Genomic DNA, 24,665 nt, shown 5'->3' with positions numbered 1-24,665 from the left:
TTGTTATCATATAAATACATATTAACAGGGGAGAAAAGAGATATGAAAAAAGGGTTGAATGGACTGTTGATTATGCTGGCCTTTGTGCTGGTTTTGGCGGGTTGTGGTAAAACCACGACTACAACTGATACAAGTCAAGGTAGTGGCTCGGGTAGTGCTCCGGCTGAAGAGACAGCAGGTCCTGTTACCGTGAAGCATAAACGTGGAGAGCTTAAGCTGGACAAGCCAGCAGAACGTGTCGTTACGCTTGAATGGACATATACGGAAGATGTTGTTGCCTTGGGTGTTCAACCAGTAGGTAACGCAGATAACGCTAACTATAAAGTGTGGGTAACATCCGAAGCAGCACTGGATGACAGTGTAACGGATATCGGAACACGCAGTGAACCAAATCTGGAAGCTATTGCTGCATTGAAGCCAGATCTCATCATTGCTAATGCAGATAATAACACGGCGGTCTACGATCAGCTTAACGCGATTGCTCCAACGATTGAATATGATCCGTATGATGGTGACGGCTATGATTATGACAAGATGACAGAGATCTTTAATAACATTGCAACAGCTCTCGGTAAAGAAGACAAAGCAAAAGAAGTTCTTAGTGATCTCGATCAACACTATGTAGAAGCCAAAGAAAAACTGGCTGCTGCGGGGAAAGAAAACTTCAACTTTGCACTGACACAAGCGTTCACATATCAAAATGCAGTCAGCCTGCGTATGTTTACCGATAACTCGGTTGTGATTGGTACATTGGACAAAATCGGACTGGTTAACGAATGGAAGCCGGATAAAGTTGAGAACTATGGCTTCTCTACAGTAGGTATTGAATCCTTAACCGATGTAAAGGACAGTAACTTCATTTATATTACACAACCAGACGATGACGTCTTTGGCACAGCCATGAAAGATAACTCGGTATGGAACGGACTGAACTTTGTGAAGGAAAAACGCACATATCAACTTGATAGTACAACATGGACATTTGGTGGACCGATCTCCTCCAAAGTATTGGTTGATGGGGTAGTCGAGGCGATTACCAAATGAGTTCGGTTCAAGGATCTAAGCCAGCTATGAATTGGCGCACAATAAGCATATATGGGGGCGGTCTAACCGCTCTCATCGTGCTTTTTTTTGTAAGTCTGTGTTATGGAGAAGCTTCCATTCCTTTGCATGTCGTTTGGGACGCTCTTACAGGTAGACAGGATTCATTAGAGCACAATATGGTTTGGGACTTGCGCATGCCGCGTACAGTGATCGGTATTCTTGCGGGTGGCGCACTGGCTGTTGCGGGCGCTTTGCTGCAAACGATTACTCGTAATCCATTGGCTGCTTCAGATACGCTGGGCATTAATGCAGGAGCGTACTTTGTGGTGGTGCTGGGAGCTATCGCTTTTCCAGGCGTGTTAAGTCAGTCGCCTTTTCTTTTCGCAGCACTAGGTGGTTTGCTGGCAGCATTTGCGGCTTATTTCATGGGCGGCGGACGAACATCAAGCCCGGTTCGACTTGCGTTGTCCGGTATGATTGTATCGATGGTGCTTGGTTCATTTACGAGTGCATTACATATTTTTTTCTCCATGGAGACACAAGGGTTGTTCCTTTGGGGCTCCGGAACACTTGTCCAGAATGACTGGAGTGGTGTGTTTTATGCTTTGCCTTGGGTGGTTGGTATTACCCTTCTCGCGTTAATCCTGTCCAGACAGTGGGATATGCTGGAGTTGGATGAATCAACAGCCTCTTCCTTGGGACAAAAGGTTACATTGGCTCGTGCAGTAGGGTTAATTCTTGCTGTATTGCTGGCCGCTGTGATTGTAAGTGTAATTGGGCCGATTGGCTTCGTGGGACTGGTCGCACCACATCTGGTTCGATTGAGTGGTGTACGTTCTAATCGATTACTTTTACCCGGTGTGTTCATATGGGGCGCAGCGCTCCTGGTTGGAGCAGATGTCCTCGCCAAGATGGTGCATAACTCCAGCATGGAACTGCCAACGGGTGCTGTTATGGCGATCATTGGTGCACCGTGGCTCATCTGGCTTGTTCTTACACGCATGAAGGCTGCAAACGGATCAGGCATGTCAACTTCAATGAGCACAGGAGGAGCTGCGCGTCGCTTTGCATTTGGCCCGATGGCTGTATTATTCTCAGTCATAACGGTCGTGCTTATCTTGCTCAGTACGATGTTTGGCGGTATGCGAATTCCCCTGGCCGATTGGTTACCAAGTCTGTTCCAATCGGATGGACTGTTCTCCGCGCTGATTCAGCTTCGGATTCCGCGTACACTTGTTGCCGCAGGTGCAGGAGCTGCACTGGCAATCAGTGGTGTACTCATTCAGATGGCGGTACGTAACCCGCTGGCAGATGCTTCAATTGTTGGTGTGTCCTCAGGTGCAGGGCTTGGAGCGATGATGGTCATCATCTTATGGCCGGGTCTTCCGATATACTTGCTGCCAATTGCGGCAATCATCGGTGCAGCCATTGCTGCAGTGGTGGTGTTCTCCCTCGCCTGGAAGAAAGGACTGAACCCTTCGGCGGTTGTGTTGCTAGGGATCGCAATGTCTGCCATTGCTGGAGCAGGTATTCAGATTCTGATTGTCCGTGGTGCGGTATACGGTAGCAGCGGATATATCTGGCTGACAGGAAGCACCTATGCTCGTACCTGGGAACAGGTGAGGGTTATCGGATTATTTTTAGTTATTTTGGTACCGGTGGCTTGGTGGCTGGCGCGCAGATTCGAACTGCTGGTATTTGACGACAATAGTGCATCCGGGCTTGGTCTCGGAGTACGTCGTACACGTTTATTAGCCATGACAGTTGGTGTATTACTTGCAGCAGGTGCGGTTGCTTGTGTAGGAACCGTTGGTTTTATCGGCCTGATTGCACCACATATGGTACGGCTACTGACGGGGAATAAGTTAAGACGATCCATGTTCCTATCCGCATTAGCGGGTGCAGTCATGCTGGTGCTCGCCGATACAATCGGCAGAACCGTCATGGCACCGACAGAGATTCCATCAGGCATACTCATTGCGATCATCGGAACGCCGTACTTCCTGTATCTGATGTATCGTTCCAACTGGCGCAAGTCTGTATAAAAAGTTCAAACCTGAAGCCTGCTCCCCGAGCAGGCTTTTTGCTGTCACTTGGCACCATTCGCCCAGGATCTTACGATCTTGTTTAACGTGTTTGCACAGATAATGATTTGTATTCCCCCTAGCCGGCACAACACATACACCATCACCTCATGAATGTTTAGTCCTCTGAAAATGACAAAATCCCCCTCACGTCTACAAGAAGTAGAGACCACGTTCATCAAACGTGAAACTCTTACTCCCTGTGGACCTTGAGGGGATTTTGGTTTGAGCACATTCGAATTGTGCTCCCGTTAGCTGGATTTCAGAATCCCGCTGTCATCGACGGATTGTACCGCTTGTTGCAATATTTCATTATCCTGAACGAGGGCGAAGCGAACGTAACCTTCGCCTGAAGGACCAAAGGCACTGCCTGGCGTTGCGATGACTCCTGCATGTGTAACCAGATCCATGGCAAATTGCTCCGAGCTGTCGTAGTGCGCCGGAATCCGGCTCCAGACGAACATCGTTGCTTCAGGTTTAGCGATGGGCCAACCGAGATTGCTGAATCCATCACAGAGGATGTCTCTTCGCTGTTCATAGATTGCTCTGACCCGTTCAACCTCGGATTGATCACCGGTAATGGCGGCAATTGCGGCTTTTTGGACCGGTAGGAACATCCCGTAATCCATATTGGATTTCAGCTTTTTCAGCATGGAGACCATGGTTGCATTGCCCACACAGAAGCCGATTCGAGCTCCTGCCAGTCCGTACGTTTTTGACAGGGAATTGAATTCCACACCGACGTCCATGGCGCCAGGGAATGCGAGGAAGCTTCCACATGACTTTCCGTCAAACACGAGCTCGCTGTACGCATTATCGTGAAGCACGATAATATCATACTTCTTGGCAAAGGCAATCAGGTCAAGATAGAACTGATCCGGTGCCATCGCAGTTGTCGGATTGTTAGGATAGGAGACCAGCATGAATTTTGCTCGATGAGCGATATCTTCCGGTATATCCTGAAGCTGAATAACATACCCGTTTTCTTCTTTTTGCGGCATATAATACAGTTCTGCACCTGCCAGTAACGGTCCATCCGCAAAGACTGGATAGCAGGGGTCAGGGACTAACACCAGATCACCTTCATCGACAATGGAGAGGGATATATGTGCCAGCCCTTCCTGTGAACCGAGCAAGGAACAGATCTGTGTTGCCGGGTCTAACTCGACCTGATAGCGTTGCTTGTACCAATCGCTTGTAGCTTGCAGCAACTCACTCTGATCATTCACAGCATATATATAATTAGCCGGATCAGCAGCGGCCTCGCATAGTGCAGTTATAATATGCTGCGCAGGTGGGATATTCGGCGTACCCACACTGAGATCAATAACGGGCTGACCGTTCTCCAGTCTGCGGCGTTTGATCTCCAGCAACCGGGTGAAAATTCCTTCGTTGAAATGATCCATTCGTTTGGCAAAGTTCATGATGATGATTCAGCCTCCAATCCTCTTCGTACGCATATTCATTAATAATAAATGGACAGAGACTAAAAGAGAAGAGCAGGGGAAAGCTTGCGGATCATGACTTTACTTTAAACTGACTTAGTTCGTCTTGCAGTTTGCCAGATAGCTGGTTCAACTGTTTCGACAGATCCGCTACCTGTTCGATACTATCCAGCTGATCCTGCGTGCTGGCGCTTACTTCTTCCGTCGATGCCGAGTTCTCCTCTGTGGTGGAGGAGATTATCTCCAGTGCCTGGAATATCTCATCTTTGTGTTTGTGTACATTGGCGGTATTAGTGGTAATCTGCATCATACGTTGCTGCAGATCTTTCAAGTCTTTGTTAATACTGAAGAAAACATGTTTGGTATCTTCTACGGATTTGGCATTCTCCTCCGCAATCTTCATACCGCGCATGGTATGTTCAACAGACAGGGTTGTTTTCTCTTCAATAACATTCACCTTTTTGTTGATTTCCTCTGTTGCCTGAGCCGTCTGTTCTGCAAGTTTGCGGACCTCTTCGGCAACGACGGCAAATCCTCTTCCATGTTCGCCAGCACGTGCAGCCTCAATGGAGGCATTCAGGGCGAGCAGGTTCGTTTGAGAGGCAATCTGTTTGACTGTATCCACAAAACTGGATATTTCATTCCGACTCAGGTCAATCTCCTGGATAATAGAGGACATTGCTTGGGTGGACTGGTGGTTTTCCTCGGACCATTTCGATAATTGTTCCACGACAGCAAGTCCTTGGCTGCTTTGATCAGCAGATGTCTGCACGACCGTTCCCATAGCCTGCGCATCGGTAGCAATTTCATCAATTTGGCTGGATAATGAGCCTGTTTTGCGTAAGATATTTTCCGTTTCGATGGACTGATAATTCGTAGCATTGGCAATCTCGTTGATGGCTGTTGATGTGTCATTCATGGTCACAGCCGTTCGTGAGGAGATGGCTTGCAGATCATTCGACGACTGGTTCAGGATTTGCGCCGAGCTGCCGACCATTTGCAGCATGCCCTGAATTTTCTGCACCATGGAATTCAAGCCTGTGGCGATCTGGCCAATTTCATTATTAGATTTGATATCCAGTTTGACAGTCAGGTCACCTTGTTCAATCTGTTTAATCTTGGCCAGCAGCTGTGGTATGGAGCGTAACAGACGGCGAAGAGTAATGTAACAGATAATCACAAGCAGAAGGGTAGCTGCAGCAAAACCGCCAAGTGTAATCCACGTGAATGTTTTTAATTCCGCAAGAACTTCTTCTTCGGAAATGGTCAGACCAACGGACCATCCCGTATCTTTGCTGGTAGCGTAGCCGATATATCGACGTTCCCCATTGTCGTTCATAAGTTGTACGCCATTTTCACCCGCAAGCATTTTCTTGCCGATGTCTCCCATGTCCCCCGTACTGTTCAGGATGTTTTCCTTCAATACCTTCTCTTGATCTGGATGGTACAGAATTTCCCCGCTCTTGGACAGCAACATGGAATAGCCCGTGCTTCCAAGGGAATAACTCTCCATAATCGCCGGGATATCCTTGAATGCAATATCCGCTGCCGCAAAGCCGATCGTGGTGTTGTTTTCGTCTTTGATCGGATAAAAGATACCCATGAGTACATCGCCTGCTGCAATATCAATGTACGGATCGGAGAAATAAAGTCCGTCTGCGTCGGTAACCGGCTTGTAGTATGGACGTGATTGGATATCAAAGTCCGGTGCAGATACGACACCATCATTTTGAATCCAAAAGCCTTTTCCATCCAGGCCCGCGACCCAGGCATCGGCAAACGAAGGCTCTGCCTTAACGATAGCGGCGAGTGTCGCCTGTGTTTCCGCAGCGTAGGTTGAACTTTTCGCATCCGCAGCAGATGCTGTTGTTTCTATGTATTGCTGAAATAATGTGTTGGTGGACATTTGCTTGACCAGTGCACCTTTTTCCTTGAATAGTGCATCAAATTCACTAACAATGGCTTGTGTCTTGGTCTGGAGCATGGATTCCTGCTGTTTCACCAGAATGTTTCGTGTGCTTGCAAACATAAATGTTCCCAGCACGGCAAAGACAACTACGATAATGATCAGCAGCACAATGGACAACGTATTTGCCATACTGGATGTCCGTGCTCCCGTTTTCCCCCACTTGTTCAACATGTTCGACATATTCCATCTCCCCAGATGATTAATAAAAAGCTCAAAACGTCTAAGTTATATGTCGGCTTAATCTATAGTTTTATGTAGATTTCTGTCGAATAATCCTGAAAGCGACGGAAAGGAAAGGTATGAGTATGAGCAGGGTGAAAGGGGAGGGATGAAAAAAGAGGAAAGGAATGAAAAAACGGGATCGGTAGTGGTTCATCCAGGCGATCTTGTTTATAATGGAATGAATTGGAACTATGGATGGAAAAGGGGGATTATCTGTGAGTGAGTTATGGCATGCTTCAATACAGGGGGTTCCATGGAATGCCGAAAAGATGCACCAGGCGGTGCATCTGTTGCGTCGCAGAGCAACGGTTCATTTTCGCGTTGACGCGGATACATACGAGGACCTTGCCGAGCTCGATGCCAAAGTATTCTTTGCCCGGCCGGATCTGATTCTACACATATCACATATGGACCCTAAAGGGGTATATTCATCCGGATTTTTGGGGCGACTGGCACAGTTGAAACATGTGTCTGCCTTGCAGCTTGATCTTTCGCAGGCTCAGGATTTGACGATACTGGGTGCGATGGAGCAACTGCAGTTTCTAAGATTGATTTCACCTGCAAAGGCGACCGTGCTCGATTTTATTAAACACTACAAACGATTGACCTTTCTTGAACTGCGTGGCAAATTCAACGGATTTGCTTCCATTGCGGCATGCCTCCAACTTCATACGCTCATTCTGAACTGCACGGTCGAAAGTGCTGATGTGTTGGCGGAACTGCCTATGCTTCAGTATCTGTCCCTGGATCACTGTGAGTTAAAAGGGGGACTGGATGTATTGACACAGTCGACCATCTCGATGTTGAAGCTCAGCTCTGTTCGCAAACTGACGAGTATTCAGGGACTCGAACAGATGCGTGGGCTGGAATATCTGCATCTGTCCTTGCCCAAGCTGGAGCAGTTATGCGACTTTTCCCATCTGACCTCTCTCAGACAGCTCGAACTGGACTATATGAAATCGTTGCGGGATACCACACATCTATGGACAGCCCGTGCTTTGGAGTCCATTGAACTGAAAGAGATGAATACGGCGCTCAAGGCGGATTCTTTTGCTGGACTAACCGGTTTGGAGCATTTGCGCCAAATCGATTTTCGTTTTATTGATGTTAACAAAGGACGAATTGCAGCTATGCGTGATCACCTGGACAAGGCCGGAAAATCCCATTTGTTATATGAAAATATCCCTGAGCATGAACGTCTGAATTCTATAGGTATTGCGCACTTATCGCATGTATTAATGTAAACGGGCTTCTGTCCAGCATGTGTATACAGAGCGCACTCCGGTGAACGGACCGATTGAGGCGTGTAGATGTCATTGCTATCTAGGTGTTCGTATCCGTTAATGCAGGCATGTTGATCTCTTTTACGCAGGCCGCTTTGGACAAGCTGATGATACATCGAACGATGGAGACCATATCCTGCAGGGGAATGCGGGTCCCATCATACTCGGCCAGTGCACGTTCCATCCCGTCTTCATACGGAATTTCTGCCGCCAGTTCTCCCGGGTTGATGCATGTCACCGCGATGCGGTCATTCCTCGTATGTTCTCTTAGAGCCTCCGTAATACCCCGTATGGCAAATTTGGAGGCGACAAAAGAAACCTGGCTGCTGCCTGCATTGCTCAAACCGGCTGTTGAACCAATCAGGATGATCTTGCCTGCTTCAGACTGGCGGAGCTGAGGCAGTAAAGCCTGTATACATACAATTGTAGAAGTCACATTCACATGGATCAGCTGACTGATATCTGCGGGTTCATCCTTATCAAACGTGTAGTGCTCTTCAAATCCTTCCTTTTCCCAGATCCCCACGTTATAAATAAGCACATCCAACGTCTCGCCTTGAAGCTGGCTGGCAACTTGCTCTGCAGCCTGAAGCTCGGAAAGATCAGCCTGAATCCATATTCGCTCGACGCCATCCTCCACGGACAGACTTTCCGGCTTGCTGCGGGAGACCACCCAGACCTTATCACCGGATTGTGGCACACCTCTGACAAATGCATCGCCCAATCCCTTGCTTGCACCAAAGACAATTATATTTTTCAATTAAAGCCCTCCTTATCGATTAGAAATTAATAATATTTACATTAATCTATATCTTACTATAAAGGTGATATATGGAACATGAAGTTTACATGAGGTATGCTTCATCCTTATCAAGAAAAACCACCTCTGCCCCGCAAGGACGGGAGAGAGATGGTTGGAGAGATCATGATGACATTAATGGTAAAGTTTTAACTCGGCGATGGACCACCACCACTCGGGAGTGTCCGCGGTCAAGGCAATTTTGATGTATCGCGCCGTTTGTCTGGAGAACGTATGTGAGATGACAGGTCCTGTTCCCAGTGCTTCCGTAACCCCTTCCCAACGTTCGCCATCATCAGAAGTGAAAAACTGGAAGTTGCGAGCATAATCGTTGCTGCTGCTGCCTGAGTCCATTGTCAAGCGGCTGAAGCTCTGCTTGCTTCCCAGATCAATCTGGACCCATTGATTGGCATGTTGACCAGATGAAGAGGTCCAGCGTGAATTCAGATCGTCGTCGAGCATCGCCGCAACATCTTCAGAGGTGGAGGCAGTCGCTGTCCATGATGTTCGATCCAGTTCAGCAGATAGCAGATGATCCTGTTCCCCGGATATCCAAGGTGTCTGATCAGCGGTATAGACCTCTAATTCAGCCACGGACCACCAATGAGAATCGGTACCTGTCTGTACGACCTTAATATAACGTGCCTCATGCGGTGTAAAAGCGATAGAAAGTAGCGCATCTGATCCTTCACCTGAAGCCAAGGATTTTCCCCAATGCTCTCCATCCAGAGAAGTATATATTTCATAACCGCGAGCAAAGTCTTCCCGGCTGTGCGCGCTGTCCAGTACAATCCGATTCACTGGCTGCGAGGCTCCCATATCAAGCTGAATCCATTCGCCGCCTGTTTGAGTCTGACCGGAGGTCCAGCGTGTTTGGTCCGAGCCGTCGAGTATAGCCGCTGCATCGTCTCCGGAGGAAGCTGTCACGGACCAGCCATCTGGCAGCAGCCTCTTTTGTTTGCCCGTTCCATTATGATGAACAAACAACTCGGAGATCGTCCACCATTGATCGGAATCCCCGATCTGCACCATTTTCACATAACGTGCTTGCTGTTCAGGGAAAGTGATGGATATGCGTCCAGACGTGCCTTCGCCGCCCGCAATGGATGTGCCCCAGTGTTCACCGTCATCCGAGACATAAATCCGATACTGTCTCGGATAGTCTTCTTTCGCATGGCCTGGGTCCAATTCTATGGCATCGAAAAAGCTCTTCTGGCCGAGGTCAATGGTAATCCATTGTCCTTTGGTTTGCTTCCTACCGTTTGTCCATAGTGTATCTGAACTTCCGTCCAGCATATTGGCTGTAACATCTGCTCCTTGAGTAGAGGAGGCGGTTACGATCCATGAAGAGCGATCTGGAGGCGGTACGGGCTGTGGGAGCTCTGGTGTTGCTTCAAGCTTGCCAAATCGGGCAAGCTTTAGTTCAGAGATCGACCACCAGCTGTCTGCAGAGGAAGTCAATACAATTTTGACATAACGGGCGGTTTGCATGCCCAAATCAACGGACAGACTTGGAGATGTTCCTGCTCCCTCTGCGATAGGCTCGCTCCAGTTCTCGTTATCTTTGGATACGTAGATTTCGTACCCGTGAGCATAATCACCGCCGTTGTTGCCGGAGTTCATGAATACCGTATCCATAGTCTGTTCGCTACCCAGATCGATATGCAGCCAATCGCCGGGCTTCTGAATCTGTCCGGATGACCAGCGTGTAGTCAGATCACCGTCCACCATGCGCTCTACCGGCTCCGAACTGGAGGATGCCGTAATGGTCCATTGGCTCCGATCGAGATAGACTACACCCTGAGAGGCATCCGGCTGTTTAACGACGGAATGTTCCAGCGGGTTAACCTTTACTTGCGCTTTGGCATACACGGTAGCCGAACCCAAAGCGCCATGGGCATTGTAGAAATGAACTGTTTTGACAGTGTCGGACGGATTCCAGATTTGCGCTGTATAGACGCCGTCTTTTTCATACACGGTTGCTGCCGGATCATCTGCCCATATATCCATCGTGCGTGTTCCCGTAGAAGCCATGCTGTGCATGAACCAGTACGCGTTAAAGACTTCATTTTGCTGCATCTCGCTCGTATTCCATTTGGCTAGAGCACCTTGCGGGTCTCCAATGGACTGGAATGGCCAGATAATATGCTGCCATGTGCGCTCCTGCTGACCACCCAGGTCCTTAATGAGACCATTGTAGAGAGCCTTAGTATTCTGCGGATCACGTCCATAATAGGTCATCCATTCCGCTGGCGGCAGCCAGTGAATACCGTAAATATGCTCCGCCTCATTAGAGAAGTACGTTCCATACAGGTAGGCGCTGCCGTACACATGACCTATCGTAGCGTGTTGGTAATCCTCCAGCCAGTTATCCCCGTCATAGTTAAACCAGTATTGCTCGGCAGCTTTCTCTTCGGTCATGAAGCCCCAGATCCCGGTGTCGCGATAGGCTTTGTTGCCTGTCACCTCACCCCACATATATTGGCCGACCCAACTAAAGAGCGCTTCTCCTGCGGCCTCCTGGTTATTCCCACTGCGATTATCGGCGTAACCACCTGCCCAGGAGTGACCAGCGTACGGATCAAAATTGCGAAGCCATGGAAACTGATCATCTGTCCGTGAAGGATTGGCATAGTCCCGAATCAGAAGCTCAACCATGTCGCCGTAATCTTGCAAGAATTTTTTGTCATATGTGGCCAGTACAGCCGATGCAAAAACGTAATAACCGTAGGTGAAATGATGATCTGTCAATCCGGTATTAACACCGAATCCGCTACCGTAAGGGAAGATGGTTCCCCATTCATCCGAATAATAAAAATAATACGAGTGCAAAGGTTCGTCCGGCGAATAGGTATACCAATCTGTCAAAATGGTTCGAAGCAGGGACAGATAGTTGTCTCGTCGTACCGTATCTCCTATCTGGTCGCTGATGAGCACACCCAGCGCAAGCGGATGAAGCTTTTTCCCTTGCCAGTAAGGATCCTCGCTCATCAGATTGCCTGCCGTATCCGCGTCAAGCTGATCCAGATAGCTGATTAATTGTGCACGCGAGTAGGTTGGATCATCTGGCTCCACAAATTGCGGAATAATGCCATAGAATCGATCTTGTGTCGTAAACGTATTGCCTTCACTTACTTTCATCATGCCGCGAATGGAAGGGTAAGCAAGCTCCGTAACCGGAGTAGTCGCTAGTTTCCATTGGTGCGGCAACAAGGCCATCAGTGTCTCGGAGGAAAAGCCTGCCCGCTTCGTCCGGGTTACCGAGTTGAAGGTAGTCGTTACCAGTGAAGTGCTCTCATTATAATTGTAGTCCACTGTTGTATCGGTTACAAAGGCGTAGGCATGCCGGTAATAATAAGACAGTTCTGCCGCGGACGGCAGGGTAGCCAGTGACAGATAGTTTTCGCTCTGGCCCAGCTTGATTTTGAGCGTATTGCCAAGTTTCATAAATACGGTTCCTTCAGGTGCAAAGATCCCGTAGTTTCTTGTAAAGGTCTGAGGCGTGGGCGCTCTGTCCTGATTGGTTACTTCAACACCGATATGATCGGCCGTCAGCGATTCTCCATCATTCAGAACAATTTCACGGTTCTGATCATCGAAGAGACGTGTGATGTTGGGAGAACGAACAATAATGGTATCCGGGTTATCGAAGGTGTTGTACAGGAAAGGGGAACCTTTCACAAACGTGGTATTCATTTTGGCTGTGTCATCATCGCTCATGATGATCGTTGCGGAATAATCCCCATATCCCGCCACCTTGGTATTTACCTCCGCCGGGTTCATATTGCTGGTGCTCATGATCAGATCCGGTTCACCGTCAGCGTCCATAGAACCGCCATCAGCCGAAACGTAACCAGCTCCGGGATTCAGAAGTTGAAGTCCTTGTTTGGTATATCTGCTTTTAAGCGGAAGTGTGACCAGACTGTTGCCATCCCCCAGATCGGATACAAGAATAGACTGCCACCAGTCATTGGAAGGGAGGGGCGCTGTGATGTTAGTCGTGCGATTTTTCGGGTTTTTCGGCTGCAGCATGGTGATGTCATTTACAGCGTAACTGCCGAAACCCACCTTTACCGAGGACGGTTCAGGGATATTCGGAATTGTATGCACAGGTTTGGCATCGCCTTCGATATACTCGTAGACGTCGAATGCGTACAGGGAGTATCCGTTGGTTGTTCCTCTGCCAAGTCCGGCTAATTTCACATACCGTGCTTCGGCGTATACCGGAATCTCATCCCGTCCACCGTCGCTGTGCAGTTCCCGGTATAATGTAGTCCATTGGTCTGCATCATTTGATACTTGAATATCGTATGCACGTCCAAAAGCGTTTTCCCATTGTAGGGATACGTTCCCGATTTCCCGGATTAGTCCAAGGTCTACAACAATCCATTCCTGATCCTTGTAGATGGAAGACCAGCGTGTATCCGGACGGCCATCCGTTACATTCCGTGCTTCGTAATTCCCTTTTTCCATTTTGGCTTTATCCTCGGCTGAACGGCTGGGCTCATCAATTTCTTCCGAAGACGCTGTAACCGGTTGTCCTAGTGCAAGGTTCATTGCTAATGGTTTGGGAGGTGGATTTGCTCCGCCCGTCCCATATACATTGAATTCGTATACAGAGACGCCATAGGCTGGCTGCGCTCTTTGATGACTGAACAAGCGCACATATCGTGCCTCCGCTGTGACCTCAATTTCTGTCAGGCCGCCTTGCCCCTTTGTTGTCGAGTAAACAGACTGCCAGTTGACCTCGTCGTTGGATACTTCCAGATCAAAGGCGGAAGCATACGCATTTTCCCACTGGATGGAGATGCCCGAGATGGAGGCCACCGTGCCTAAGTCAACATAGATCCACTGCGGATCTTGCTGCCATATGCTTTCCCAGCGGCTGTTTTTGTTGCCGTCAACCACAAGATCTGCCGTATTGCCGCCCAGAGATGAGGAACTGTACACAGGCCGGTTCAGGGATAACAGATGATGTTCCTCATCTGCGGCGTTCACTTTTGAGACCGGCCACAGTGGGATGCTGCTAATCAACAACAGAACAGATAACAGCAAGTTCATGTGGATGTTGCGTGTTTTTCCTCTTTGACTCGTTCGTACCTTCATATGACTACTCCTTTGTTAGCCCTTGCCATCTCACCAGACAGAGCTTCTCTTCTTCTCTTACTCGCTACCGTATGTATCATTTAGTGTCCCGTGTTGCTTTTGTGAGATGTGAATCCAATGCTCAACACGGGATATTCAAGTGCCCCATTTTGTATATCGATCATTTTGTCTGGAATATAAAGGTTTTTTAATCGTTTTCGTGGAAAAAGAGACATATGTCCTACATAATGTATGGGGAATGTGCAACTGTGAAATCAAGATACGGAATCGTTGTTCTCCAACAAAACGATATCTTCGCCCCGTTGTTGCCTGAGAGCAATATTGTCCCTCCCCCAAGCACACATGACATCCACGATGGTATTGGCGGTAACGCCATATTCTGTAAGTCCATATTCTACTTTGGGAGGCATCTGTTGGTAGACATGTCTGGTGACAAGGCCGTCCCGCTCCAGCTCGCGCAATTGTTGAATCAGTACTTTTTGCGAAATGCCCGGGATGCTACGCCCTAATTCGCCCGTTCTCTTTACTCCGGACATCAATAGACAGATGATCAGCGCCTTCCACTTGCCACCTATAATTTCGAGTGTTGCTTCAATGCCCAGATTGTATTGTTTCATCCTGATTCACCTCAAGTTAAATTTTACGTGTTATATAGGGTGTAACTATTTATTTTCTCACGGATCTGACATTGAAGTCCATACACACTTTGAGGTAACCATCTTACTTCATTGTGTGTATTTTCTTTTGACTGGATGTGACTGATAATGGTCCATATTCAATAAAGAAACCAGCACCCTGGATGGGAAGAAAGGAACTTATGATGAAAACACTTGTTATTCTGGCACATCCCGATATCGAAAGTTCAAGAGTCAATCGTCGCTGGAAGGAGGAGTTGTTGCAGCATACAGATGATATTGTTCTTCACGAATTATATTCGGCCTACCCCGATTGGAAGATTGATGTTTCCCGAGAACAAGAGTTGTTGGAGACGCATGATCATATGATGTTGCAGTTCCCGTTATATTGGTACAGTTACCCACCGCTGCTAAAGAAATGGTTTGATGACGTGTTCACTCATGGATGGGCGTACGGATCGAAAGGTAATCGACTGAAGGGAAAGCGGATGGGACTGGCCATGTCCATAGGGGATAAGCAGGAGAATTATGCGAAAGATGGTTCCATCGGTTACAGCGTAGAGGAACTTGTTGCACCTTTCGTAGCAAGCATGAATCATGTAGGGGTTCAGGCGCTGCCGCATTATGCAGTCTATGGTGCCTCGTTCCAGGCTACGGATGAAGAGATTAACCGAAGTGCTGAAGAATACATGCGCTATATAAAACAGTTCCGGGATTTTTGAAGTTAAAAGGTGAATCTCTTCATAAAAAATGTACTGAAAAAGACCTGGCTCCACACATAGTGAAGTCCAGGTCCTGATCAATAAGTGAAAAATTAATAACCGAATAAAACTACATTTATTCTACGCGGAAATAATCAAAATCTGCATATCCTCCGGTAGACTTTGTTGCATAATTGAATAGTGCAAACCGGTATCCCATAAAGTGTGGCAGGGTGTAAGACATTTGAAGTGTATTGCCAATGGTTGTCCAGTTGCTGCCATTCAGGCTATAAGCAAAGTAGGCTTTGTCGGTTTGGTTCGTAAAATCACAGATGACGCGTAGATAGATTCTGTTCTGGTTTAATGGCACAGTTGCTACTTCAGTCATGGTGCCGGAACTGGCATTAGCCATAACGATGGATTTGGTGCTGCCCGTCATTTTTACGCCGACAAAACCATATTTGGCCTGAAAAGCAGCGAGTCCAGCATAATCACCATCCTTCATGCCGGCTGTATCCAAAGCGGTCATCCCTGTGCTTTTTGGACCAAAGGTTCGTTGTGTCAGCGTGTTGCGGGCTTCTAACAGGTTCTTGCTGATTTTGCCTGCGGTTAACCGCATGAAACCGGGCCGCTGGAGCAGGGACCAGTTGGCAGCATCAGGGTTATGATTCCACTGCCAGAAAGTAGCGAGACTGGATGTACCGGAAGATGAATTGCTCGTCAGGGAGACGTCATCTACATAAAACGCCATCAAATCATTGGTCGGGTCCGGATTCGAGTTATACGGTGTTTCCACAAAAATAAAGCTTTGGGACAGGTCTGCATTCGACGGAACGGTATACGTACCTTGAATGGTACCCCACTGTCCACGGGTTAACGTCGCACTGCCCATAATGGTAATTCCGGTATAACTTGCACCGTTCTGGATGCTAAGATTGAACGTTTTGGTTGCAGGACCAGTAGTGTATTTGATCTTTGCCGAAAAAGAGTATGTTCCTCCCGGTACCAGCTTGCCTGTAACCATCTGTTTGGCTCCGCCTGCTGTCTGCTGTCTGCCGCTGACGAGCAGGCTTTTTGTACCGCTGAATGCTTCGGCATTTGTTACGGTGATGTTCGCCGTATTGTTGCTGGTCCACGGCTGAATGCTGCTTTCCTCAAAGCCGCCGTTCACTAACAGTTGCGTTACTGAGGGTGTGCCTGATGTGGTTGCGTTGAACTCATCGGACCCGTAGATTTTGGCAGCAGGCTGACCTTCAACGGGCATATTCATGTTAAGGGGAACCTTGCCGTTCACCCCAAACACAGGCCAGTTATCCGACCATGTGACTGGAACGAGATAGGGGATGCGTCCAATGGCCCCGCTATCACGAAACAGCAAGCCGTACCAAGCGCCGGATGCGGTATCCACGATGCCTCCTTGGGCGATTCCCGAGTCTCTGAGTACAACTTTACCTGTGTATGGACCTGTCAATGTGTTTGCACGATAGGCAAGCTGAATGCGACCATCACCCGAAGGCCAGGCAATCAGGAATACATAGTACATACCATTGATCTTCTGAATGTGTGCTCCTTCTGCCTTTACAATCATGTTGGAGCCGGCAACACTGCTTGCGTTTGGAATCAGGACCTGATTGAGCCCGCCGGATTTAACGGCTTTGGCATCAGGTGTCAGCTCAACGATACTGATGTTATCACTGCCATGAACAAGAAAGGTTCGATTCCCGTCAAACAAAAGGGAGGGGTCATGGTAATAACTGTTCAATGTATAAGGTGTCCATGGCCCTGTTTCAATATTGCTGGTTTGGTAAATATACGTCTTGCCCGTGGAAAGCGAGCCAAAGGCCACATAATATATACCGTTGTTGTACCGCAAGCTGCTCGCCCAGGAACCACGCCCATACTCGTTTTGTCCATTGTTCAGATTCTGTATATCCCCGTTTCCAAGCGTATCGTATACATAGTTTACGATGCTCCAGTTGACCAGGTCGTAAGACTTCATGACCGGGACTCCCGGATTCATATGCATCGTTGTGCTTGTCATATAAAATGCATTGCCTACCCGAATGACGTCACTGTCAGGAACATCCGCGTAAATAACCGGATTGCTGAACGTTGCGGCTGAAGCTACCGGACTTGTCAAAGGGAATGATGTTATAAGCAAAGGAAGAGCGAGTAGAAGAGCACTGATTTTTTTCCACATATTCTATCCTCCCAATTGATCATGTCCTAGGAATTAAAGCGAGTACTCCAGATAATCAATGTAAGCATCCCAAGTGCCATTATCCGTTGTTACGACCAGCTTGATTTCCTGATTGCCTGTAGCGTGAGTGATGCCGGTGAGGGTTTGAACGGTCGGCTCCGTTCCCGTGAAGTAGAAAGAACCAGCGGTTACACCCCCGATGACCAGATCAACACGGGCTGTACTATTATTGTTGGAAGCGCCGCGGACAGAGAATTGATGGGTTGGGAATGCAAAATATTGATTGTATGCTGCATAATCATTGTTCCCGTAAAGAGCGACTCCATTAAAAGGGGAACTGATTACGCCAGCGTATTGGCCGCCAAGCGTCATATTTTCGGCTTCGTAACGCGTAACGTTTGGATTGGGATTAGGATTTGGGTTAGGGTTGCCGCCCGAACCGGATGTGAACTGCCAGTAGTCCAGTTTGAACAGATTTCCATTGCCTGAGCCTGTAAACACCAGATACAAACGATGTACCCCTGTAGCATTGGTAACATTGGTCTCCATCTCGCGCCAAGTTTGCGAACCGCCAGTTGAACTTACGTTAAGTGTTCCAACTAGTGGGCCTGTCGGACTGTCCAGTCGAACCTCGATGTTGCCATTTCCGGTAGAAGCGACATTGGCCTTGAACTTGGAGGCTCCAGCTGAGCCAAAATCAACATTGCCAACCGCGATCCAATCCCCGTTATGAATATTAGTGACATTCTGATTGGCTACAGGTCCACCGCTCGCTTGACTCGGTTCAGTGTTAATTCCTGCTTGCCAGCCAATGGTTTCGGCTTCCACGCGGACATACGGGTTGAGGTTAGTGGTCTGAGGTACACCTGTCATATTCCCCTGAACTTCCTGGATTGTTCCATCCGCATTATGTGTCAGTTTGTTGATATGTGTGGAACGGTACCCTTTACCATCACCGAGGAATGCCTTGCTTACCGTTTGCGCATGGTACGCCACATACCATTCGTTGTTGAATTGGAACACGGCATGGTGGTTATTGCCGCCTACGCCGAAGAACGCGCCGGGATTTTTCAGAAAGTGTCCTTTATACGTGAAAGGCCCCATCGGGCTGTCGCTGACCATGTATCCGATCTCACCTTTTGGATATGCAGTGGGGTGTGTTCCCGCGAAGTTGATGCAGTAGGAGTAATAATATTTGCCGTTATACTTGTGGATGCCAGAATCTTCGAACATATAAGGAGAATCAATAGTCACAGCACTGCCCACCACACTGGTCATGTCGGCACCGAGACGAATGACCCGAGCTGTTTTGGGATTGGCAATGGAAGCAGCATTGGTATCGTTCGGGATGCCGCCTCCAGCATACAAGTAAGAAGAGCCATCATCATCGACAAGTACAGCCGGATCAAAGAGCCATGTTACGCCGGACATACCCGGTGTACCGTGAGTCAGGAGGGCACGACCAATTGGATCGGACCACGGTCCAATGGGGGAATCAGCCGTGAGTACGCCAATACCTCCACCCGAGTTGGCAAAGTACAGGAAAAACTTTTCTTTGCCAGCAATGGTTTTCTTCGCCATGGCAGGAGCCCAGGACTGGGTAGCCCATTTGGCAATTCCTTGTCCATTATTGGCATTATTCGCACCCGCTACCGGGATGGAACCATGGTCTGTCCAGTTCACCATGTCAGCTGAGGAGATGACGTTAATTTTCCCAATCGTGCTGTACTGGTTCTCTCGGACAGAGCCGTCACTGTTGTACAGATATGCATCACCTGTCATGTAGACATAGACCCGATTGTTATGGACGAGCACATAAGGATCGGCTCCCAGTTTATGATCGATGAGGGGATTAGAGTTTCCAGGAAGTTTGGCAACGGCTGCATTGGCTGCATGGCTCGATTCAACGGGCAGGGTGACAAAGATTAGCAGACACGACAACAACAAAACTAGCGGTTTACGAATCATACGTTTCGCCTCCATGAGATTGGATTAGTTGGTGAGCTGAAATTCAGGATAGCTGAGATGATGAAATGCCGAAAAAACGAAAAGATTTTCCTCATGTCACCCCCTTCTTGAAATAATGGTTAGGTTGGCTGTTAGGATAAGTCTTCATGTTGTCATGTATGGTTTAAGCCAGACAACCTGTGCACCGGGTATGTGGTCACGGCAGCAAGGGGAGTGGCTATAACCCGAAGTAAGCCTGTATCTGGGGGTGCGATTAGAAAAGCTATAATCTGTCAGGTTTCTTTTTGTAATCGCTTTCAATAAAATGGGCTAGAACACTGAAATTTGGCGAAGAAAGAGATTTGGTCACTTTTAAATGTAATTATCTTTCATATTTTCTTTTAAATGTTTATTAACTTGACGATATCATATCACAATTTTAAGATAATACAATCTTTTTCTATTTTTTAGTAGAGGATGACCAAAATCATTATTCTATGTGTTTAACATTGGGCTTGATGGTAAAAATACTATCTCGTATTCTATAAAAATACACTTTCAAGCATAGCTTTACACGGCCAACAATTAGATACGAGAAAAAGACGTCTTAAGCTGTGACCGTTTCCCTGGAATCTAACGGGGGAACGGTCATTTTCGTTTTTTTCTGGAATCGATCCTGGTTATATAACAAAATCTACTCTTACTTGCTGACCAACTTTGACATTGCATAATTTCTTCTCTTTGTTGTACATATTCCAGTTTTTGTATAGCTAAAGCCCTGAGCGTAGAAGGTTGTTAAGTGATAATGGTGGGGTGCCCCCTGTGTTTTGTCCACACCGTTGATTGAGTGTTTGAATATTACTATCTAGTGAGCTTATGCCAAATACTGCTAGAGTCAGAGGTTCATAAAAGGTGGGATGGGAAAATGGCTATTTTGTCAACTGGGCCGATTGAAAACAATCCGGTTTCCGGGGTTAGACCGACCCAACAGGTAACGATTAGATTGGCAAGTCGGACTGAGATGGATTCTGTAACAGTGTCCATTCAGGGTTATGTGCTAAGCACAACAAGAACGCTATATGTGAGTGAAGTGATCAGTATTGCTCCTAATGAAGCAGTGACCAGAACTTATTTTGCAGATTTAGATGCTTTTGAGTTTGTTTTTGGAACAGACGTGGAAGGTGTGGAGGAAGTAGGGATTTCAGTGTGGGGCAAACAAGCCTCTGGGCAATTGGTAGATGCACACCGGGTGGTGGAGCACGAAAAAACAGTTAATGACATCTAGGAGATCAGAAATCCCCAAAAGAGGAGATGTAGCGATGAGCTTTTTATCAACAGGGCCAATAGAAAATAATGCTGTTAGCGGTGTAAGGCCGACTCAGACAGTTACAGTCAAAATTGATAACCGTAGTGATGTGAGTACCTCAACCATACAAATACAAGGGTATTACATGAGTGGTGGAATGAGGGTTCTGTATGTCAGTGAGTCTTTTGACATCGCACCTAATCAAATAGTAACCAACAACTATTTTGCCAATTTAGATGCCTTCGAGTTTACTTTTACAACAACAGCGACGGTTAATGATCCTGTGCAAGTATCCGTATGGGGTAAGAGCAGCACAGGCGCATTGGTAACAGCCCATCGTTTGGTTTCTTCCGAATTGCTGGGTGAAACCCCAAGCATCAACGGAGCTACAGGCGCAACTGGGGCTACGGGGGCGACAGGCACACCAGGGACAGCTGGAGTGACAGGTGCAACAGGAGCACAAGGCACAGCAGGTACAACGGGAGTAACCGGAGCAACAGGCACAGCAGGTACAACGGGAGTAACCGGAGCAACAGGCACAGCAGGTACAACGGGAGTAACCGGAGCAACAGGCACAGCAGGTACAACGGGAGTAACCGGAGCAACAGGCACGGCAGGTACAACAGGTGTAACAGGAGCGACAGGCACAGCAGGTACAACCGGAGTAACGGGAGCGACAGGCACAGCAGGTACAACCGGAGTAACCGGAGCGACAGGCACAGCAGGTACAACGGGTGTAACAGGAGCGACAGGCGCATCAGGTACAACCGGAGTAACAGGAGCGACAGGCACAGCAGGTACAACTGGAGTAACGGGAGCGACAGGCACAGCAGGTACAACGGGTGTAACCGGAGCGACAGGCACAGCAGGTACAACAGGAGCAACAGGAGAAACAGGCGCACCAGGTACAACGGGAGTAACCGGAGCAACAGGCACAGCAGGTACAACCGGAGTAACGGGAGCAACAGGCACAGCAGGTACGACCGGAGTAACGGGAGCAACAGGCGCAACAGGCGCAACAGGCGCATCAGGTACAACGGGAGTAACCGGAGCAACAGGAACAACAGGTACAACAGGTGTAACCGGAGCAACAGGTACAACCGGTACAACCGGTACAACCGGGGCTACGGGTGCGAGTGGTTCTGGAACAATTATTCCTTATGCATCAGGACTTCCTGTTGTGTTGACTACAGTTTTGGGTGGACTTTTGAATACTTCCAGTTTAGTTGGTTTTGGTAACAGTTCTACCGGAGTAAGTGTTAACGGAGGAATTATTGATCTCACAGGCGCTGCAGGCACGTTGCTTAACTTTGCTTTCTCAGCATCGCGTGCAGGAACGATTACTTCACTGGCCGCTTATTTCAGCACAACAGCCGGACTAAGTTTGGTTGGATCTACAGTAACCTTAACTGCACAATTATTCCGATCCACTACACCTAATAACTCCTTTACAGCTGTACCAGGTGCATTGGTAACCTTAGCTCCTCCACTGACCGGCATTTTGGCACTGGGCACAATATCCAGCGGGGTGACTACAGGACTGAGTATTCCGGTATCTGCCGGTGACCGCCTGCTTATGGTGTTCTCAGCATCAGTAACAGCCGGAATTGATGTGGCTACAACGGTAGCGGGATATGCAAGTGGCGGCCTTACCATCACTTAACGGAAAATGGGCTATATAACAAGTTTAAAGATAGGGACTCTTGCCAACATGGTGAGAGGTCCCTGTTTATGTGTGTGCTTTTGTTTTCAAACTCTCTTCAAATGAAAGATAAGGACTATACAAAAACATAAAAAGACGAGGATTGCTCCTCGCCTCGTACATACCGTGGCCTAATCAATTTCACTCTGTTTTGGTTAGGCTGTCTACGACAAATCTAAGTTGGGCTTCCAACGAAATTGGGTCACTAAACACGAACCCACGGCTTTCCTCGCGATAAACGTGATTATTCTGGACAGCAGGGAGGTTATCCCAGATAGGACCTTCAAAAACGGAATCTCCACTCTCATCACCTGTCCATCCACTTACAAAGATATAATCTCCTGCATATTGTGGTAACAATTCAAGTGATAACTTGGCCCAACCTTTGCCGCTATCGATGGCTTCCTTCTGAATGATCGGCGGTGCCTTCAGGTCAAACTCGCCATAAATAATATCTCCACCTCTACCAAAGCTCCCGTAGGCATAAAATTCTTTGGCACTTCCCGTATCAAAAATCGAAACCGTGCGATCACCTACCGCTTGCTCCACGAGTGGTTTATATTCAGCGATCTTAGCATCCCACTCTGCGATCCAGGCCTTCGCTTGCTCTTCTCTACCAGTCATCTTGCCAAAATCCATCAATTGCTCCCGTAGAGGTATTCCATATTCAACAGCGACGGTCGGCGCAATTTTGGACAGCTTTTCGATCGTTTCAGGGTCATTCCAAACGACAATTAAATCCGGCTGCAACTCCATGATTTTCTCGTAGGGTACATCGTTACCGATGTTGACAACGTCATCGAGTTTTCCTTCTGTATAACTGTTAAAGGACTCATCACCAGTTCCAACAGGCTTAAGGCCAAGAGCTAGCAAATGACCGGTAAAGGCTCCTGCAACCATTACGACCCTTTGAGGTTTTTTGGGGATTTGTACTTCACCGTTAACCGCAGAATAGGTTGCCATCTCCGAGCCGGTTGTGGTGTTACTGATATTACTCTCTGCACCTACAGTTGGACTTTGCGTACTGCCAGTGCTTCCATTCGTGTTTGCTGGCCTGGAACATGCGCTAACCAATAGAGTTAGGCACAACAGTAGGGTAATTCCTACAGGTAGTTTGCTTCTATACATCCGTAAATCTCCTTTTTCGCTATGTTGATAATGATTATCATCTCTGATATCAATATAACGACGGAGTTTACGCGAAGCAATGGATGATCGAAGCCTAAGGATAGGACGATAAGAACCTTTTGTCACTTGTCCGGACTCATCCTTGAATTGCTTTGGTGTGACTCCCGTATGTTTTTTGAACATTCTTATAAAATAGGATACATCAGCATATCCGACGCTTGCAGCGACTTCTTGCAGAGATAACTCGGTCTTTTGCAGCAGCGTTACTGCTTTGTTCATCCTAATACCGATTAAGTAATCGATTAGACTTGCGCCAGTTTCACGTCGGAAGTACTTGGACAGATAAGGGACGCTGTAATGGAATGTATGAGCGAGGGTTTCCCGCGTCAGCGGCTTAGCGTAGTGCTCCTGCATATAGCGAATAAGCTGAGAAGCAAGGTTAGGCCTAACAATGCTTACCTGCTGTTGATCCATTTGTCTGAGCAATTCATATACAAATTGATAGAATAGTGTTTTGGTATGGAGTCGCTCCAAGCGTCCCGGTTTATTCCACTCGCCCAGCATTCGCTCAGTGATTTCGTAGAGGATGGCAGGATGATATGGAATAAAACCGTACTGGAGGTGGAAAGGCAATGGTTGATCCGGCTGTTGAAGTGTATGCTGCTTGCCAGGTAGCGGTAAGGAGGCTTTGTAGAAAATCAGGTAATAATGAAAGGATTCGTCCGTTAGGATGATGTCCAGACGGGTGTTTTTGCCCCCATGAAGCATATAAAATGGTTTGGTAGCATGCTCATTTCCGTCTAAGATCACGGTTGCATTGCCATTCGTTACGTACAGAAAGGCGCTGGCAGGGAACAGGTAAGGACGTACGCACTCGTCGGCCTGTATGACAATATGTCGTACATCCATGATTTTGAGCGATGCACAATTCCAGATGAGTATGTGTTCTTGTACATTCAAGGTTGCTTTCAATAGAGAGTTGTCTTCCTTCCATGAGCTGTTGAAGCCAGCCTTTTATGTGGTGAGGTTATTATATAATAATATTAGTGGCTTCTTGAAAAAAAAATGAAATACAGCTGCTGCAATGCGATATA

At 47.7% G+C, this 24,665-nt stretch carries 14 protein-coding genes; 6 read left to right on the top strand and 8 right to left on the bottom strand.

The genetic code is table 11. The annotated features are described in order from the left end of the window. Window positions 1-42: 42 nt before the first annotated feature. Complete coding sequence (locus MHH92_RS21945; protein ID WP_036617469.1) at window positions 43-1,044, top strand: ABC transporter substrate-binding protein; 1,002 nt, start codon at window positions 43-45, stop codon at window positions 1,042-1,044. After that, window positions 1,041-3,089: an iron ABC transporter permease gene (locus MHH92_RS21940; RefSeq protein ID WP_076252758.1), complete on the top strand. Its 2,049-nt coding sequence runs from the start codon at window positions 1,041-1,043 to the stop codon at window positions 3,087-3,089. The genes MHH92_RS21945 and MHH92_RS21940 overlap by 4 nt, the downstream gene beginning before the upstream one ends. 290 nt (window positions 3,090-3,379) lie before the next feature. Here the strand turns inward: MHH92_RS21940 and MHH92_RS21935 are convergent, their stop codons facing one another. Then, window positions 3,380-4,552, bottom strand: coding sequence for an aminotransferase class I/II-fold pyridoxal phosphate-dependent enzyme (locus MHH92_RS21935; protein ID WP_036617475.1), 1,173 nt, complete (start codon window positions 4,550-4,552; stop codon window positions 3,380-3,382). Window positions 4,553-4,646: 94 nt separating this feature from the next. Further along, complete coding sequence (locus MHH92_RS21930) at window positions 4,647-6,722, bottom strand: methyl-accepting chemotaxis protein (RefSeq protein ID WP_339194887.1); 2,076 nt, start codon at window positions 6,720-6,722, stop codon at window positions 4,647-4,649. Window positions 6,723-6,979: 257 nt separating this feature from the next. On the opposite strand from MHH92_RS21930, the gene MHH92_RS21925 reads away from it, so the two are divergent. Continuing rightward, on the top strand, window positions 6,980-8,008 hold the full coding sequence (locus MHH92_RS21925) for a hypothetical protein (RefSeq protein ID WP_340906268.1): 1,029 nt from the start codon (window positions 6,980-6,982) through the stop codon (window positions 8,006-8,008). A gap of 79 nt (window positions 8,009-8,087) precedes the next feature. Here the strand turns inward: MHH92_RS21925 and MHH92_RS21920 are convergent, their stop codons facing one another. The 3 genes from MHH92_RS21920 to MHH92_RS21910 form a co-directional block, all read right to left on the bottom strand. Beyond that, on the bottom strand, window positions 8,088-8,807 hold the full coding sequence (locus tag MHH92_RS21920; protein WP_036617480.1) for an SDR family oxidoreductase: 720 nt from the start codon (window positions 8,805-8,807) through the stop codon (window positions 8,088-8,090). 174 nt (window positions 8,808-8,981) lie between these two features. Further along, window positions 8,982-13,952, bottom strand: coding sequence for a discoidin domain-containing protein (locus MHH92_RS21915; RefSeq protein WP_340906265.1), 4,971 nt, complete (start codon window positions 13,950-13,952; stop codon window positions 8,982-8,984). Window positions 13,953-14,206: 254 nt separating this feature from the next. Beyond that, window positions 14,207-14,569, bottom strand: a complete 363-nt coding sequence (locus tag MHH92_RS21910) for a winged helix-turn-helix transcriptional regulator (RefSeq protein ID WP_340906264.1) — start codon at window positions 14,567-14,569, stop codon at window positions 14,207-14,209. A gap of 203 nt (window positions 14,570-14,772) precedes the next feature. Here MHH92_RS21910 and MHH92_RS21905 point away from each other — a divergent pair, with 203 nt between their 5' ends. After that, window positions 14,773-15,309, top strand: coding sequence for an NAD(P)H-dependent oxidoreductase (locus tag MHH92_RS21905; RefSeq protein ID WP_307417079.1), 537 nt, complete (start codon window positions 14,773-14,775; stop codon window positions 15,307-15,309). A gap of 115 nt (window positions 15,310-15,424) precedes the next feature. Here the strand turns inward: MHH92_RS21905 and MHH92_RS21900 are convergent, their stop codons facing one another. Further along, window positions 15,425-17,488 carry a beta-xylosidase family glycoside hydrolase gene (locus MHH92_RS21900; RefSeq protein ID WP_340906263.1) on the bottom strand — a complete coding sequence of 688 codons (2,064 nt, stop codon included), beginning with the start codon at window positions 17,486-17,488 and terminating at the stop codon, window positions 15,425-15,427. A gap of 33 nt (window positions 17,489-17,521) precedes the next feature. Continuing rightward, window positions 17,522-19,456: a carbohydrate-binding protein gene (locus MHH92_RS21895; RefSeq protein ID WP_340906261.1), complete on the bottom strand. Its 1,935-nt coding sequence runs from the start codon at window positions 19,454-19,456 to the stop codon at window positions 17,522-17,524. 904 nt (window positions 19,457-20,360) lie between these two features. On the opposite strand from MHH92_RS21895, the gene MHH92_RS21890 reads away from it, so the two are divergent. Next, window positions 20,361-20,720, top strand: a complete 360-nt coding sequence (locus MHH92_RS21890; protein ID WP_340906260.1) for a hypothetical protein — start codon at window positions 20,361-20,363, stop codon at window positions 20,718-20,720. A gap of 34 nt (window positions 20,721-20,754) precedes the next feature. Next, window positions 20,755-22,404 (top strand): exosporium glycoprotein BclB-related protein, encoded by a 1,650-nt coding sequence (locus MHH92_RS21885; protein WP_340906257.1) that lies wholly within the window; start codon window positions 20,755-20,757, stop codon window positions 22,402-22,404. 180 nt (window positions 22,405-22,584) lie between these two features. On the opposite strand, the gene MHH92_RS21880 is transcribed toward MHH92_RS21885, so the two are convergent. Next, window positions 22,585-24,543 carry an AraC family transcriptional regulator gene (locus MHH92_RS21880; RefSeq protein WP_340906255.1) on the bottom strand — a complete coding sequence of 653 codons (1,959 nt, stop codon included), beginning with the start codon at window positions 24,541-24,543 and terminating at the stop codon, window positions 22,585-22,587. Between the last annotated feature and the right edge of the window lie 122 nt (window positions 24,544-24,665).

This window comes from Paenibacillus sp. FSL M7-1414, from assembly GCF_038003195.1.
GTDB lineage: Bacteria > Bacillota > Bacilli > Paenibacillales > Paenibacillaceae > Paenibacillus > Paenibacillus amylolyticus.
This window is presented reverse-complemented; position numbering and strand designations above follow the sequence as displayed.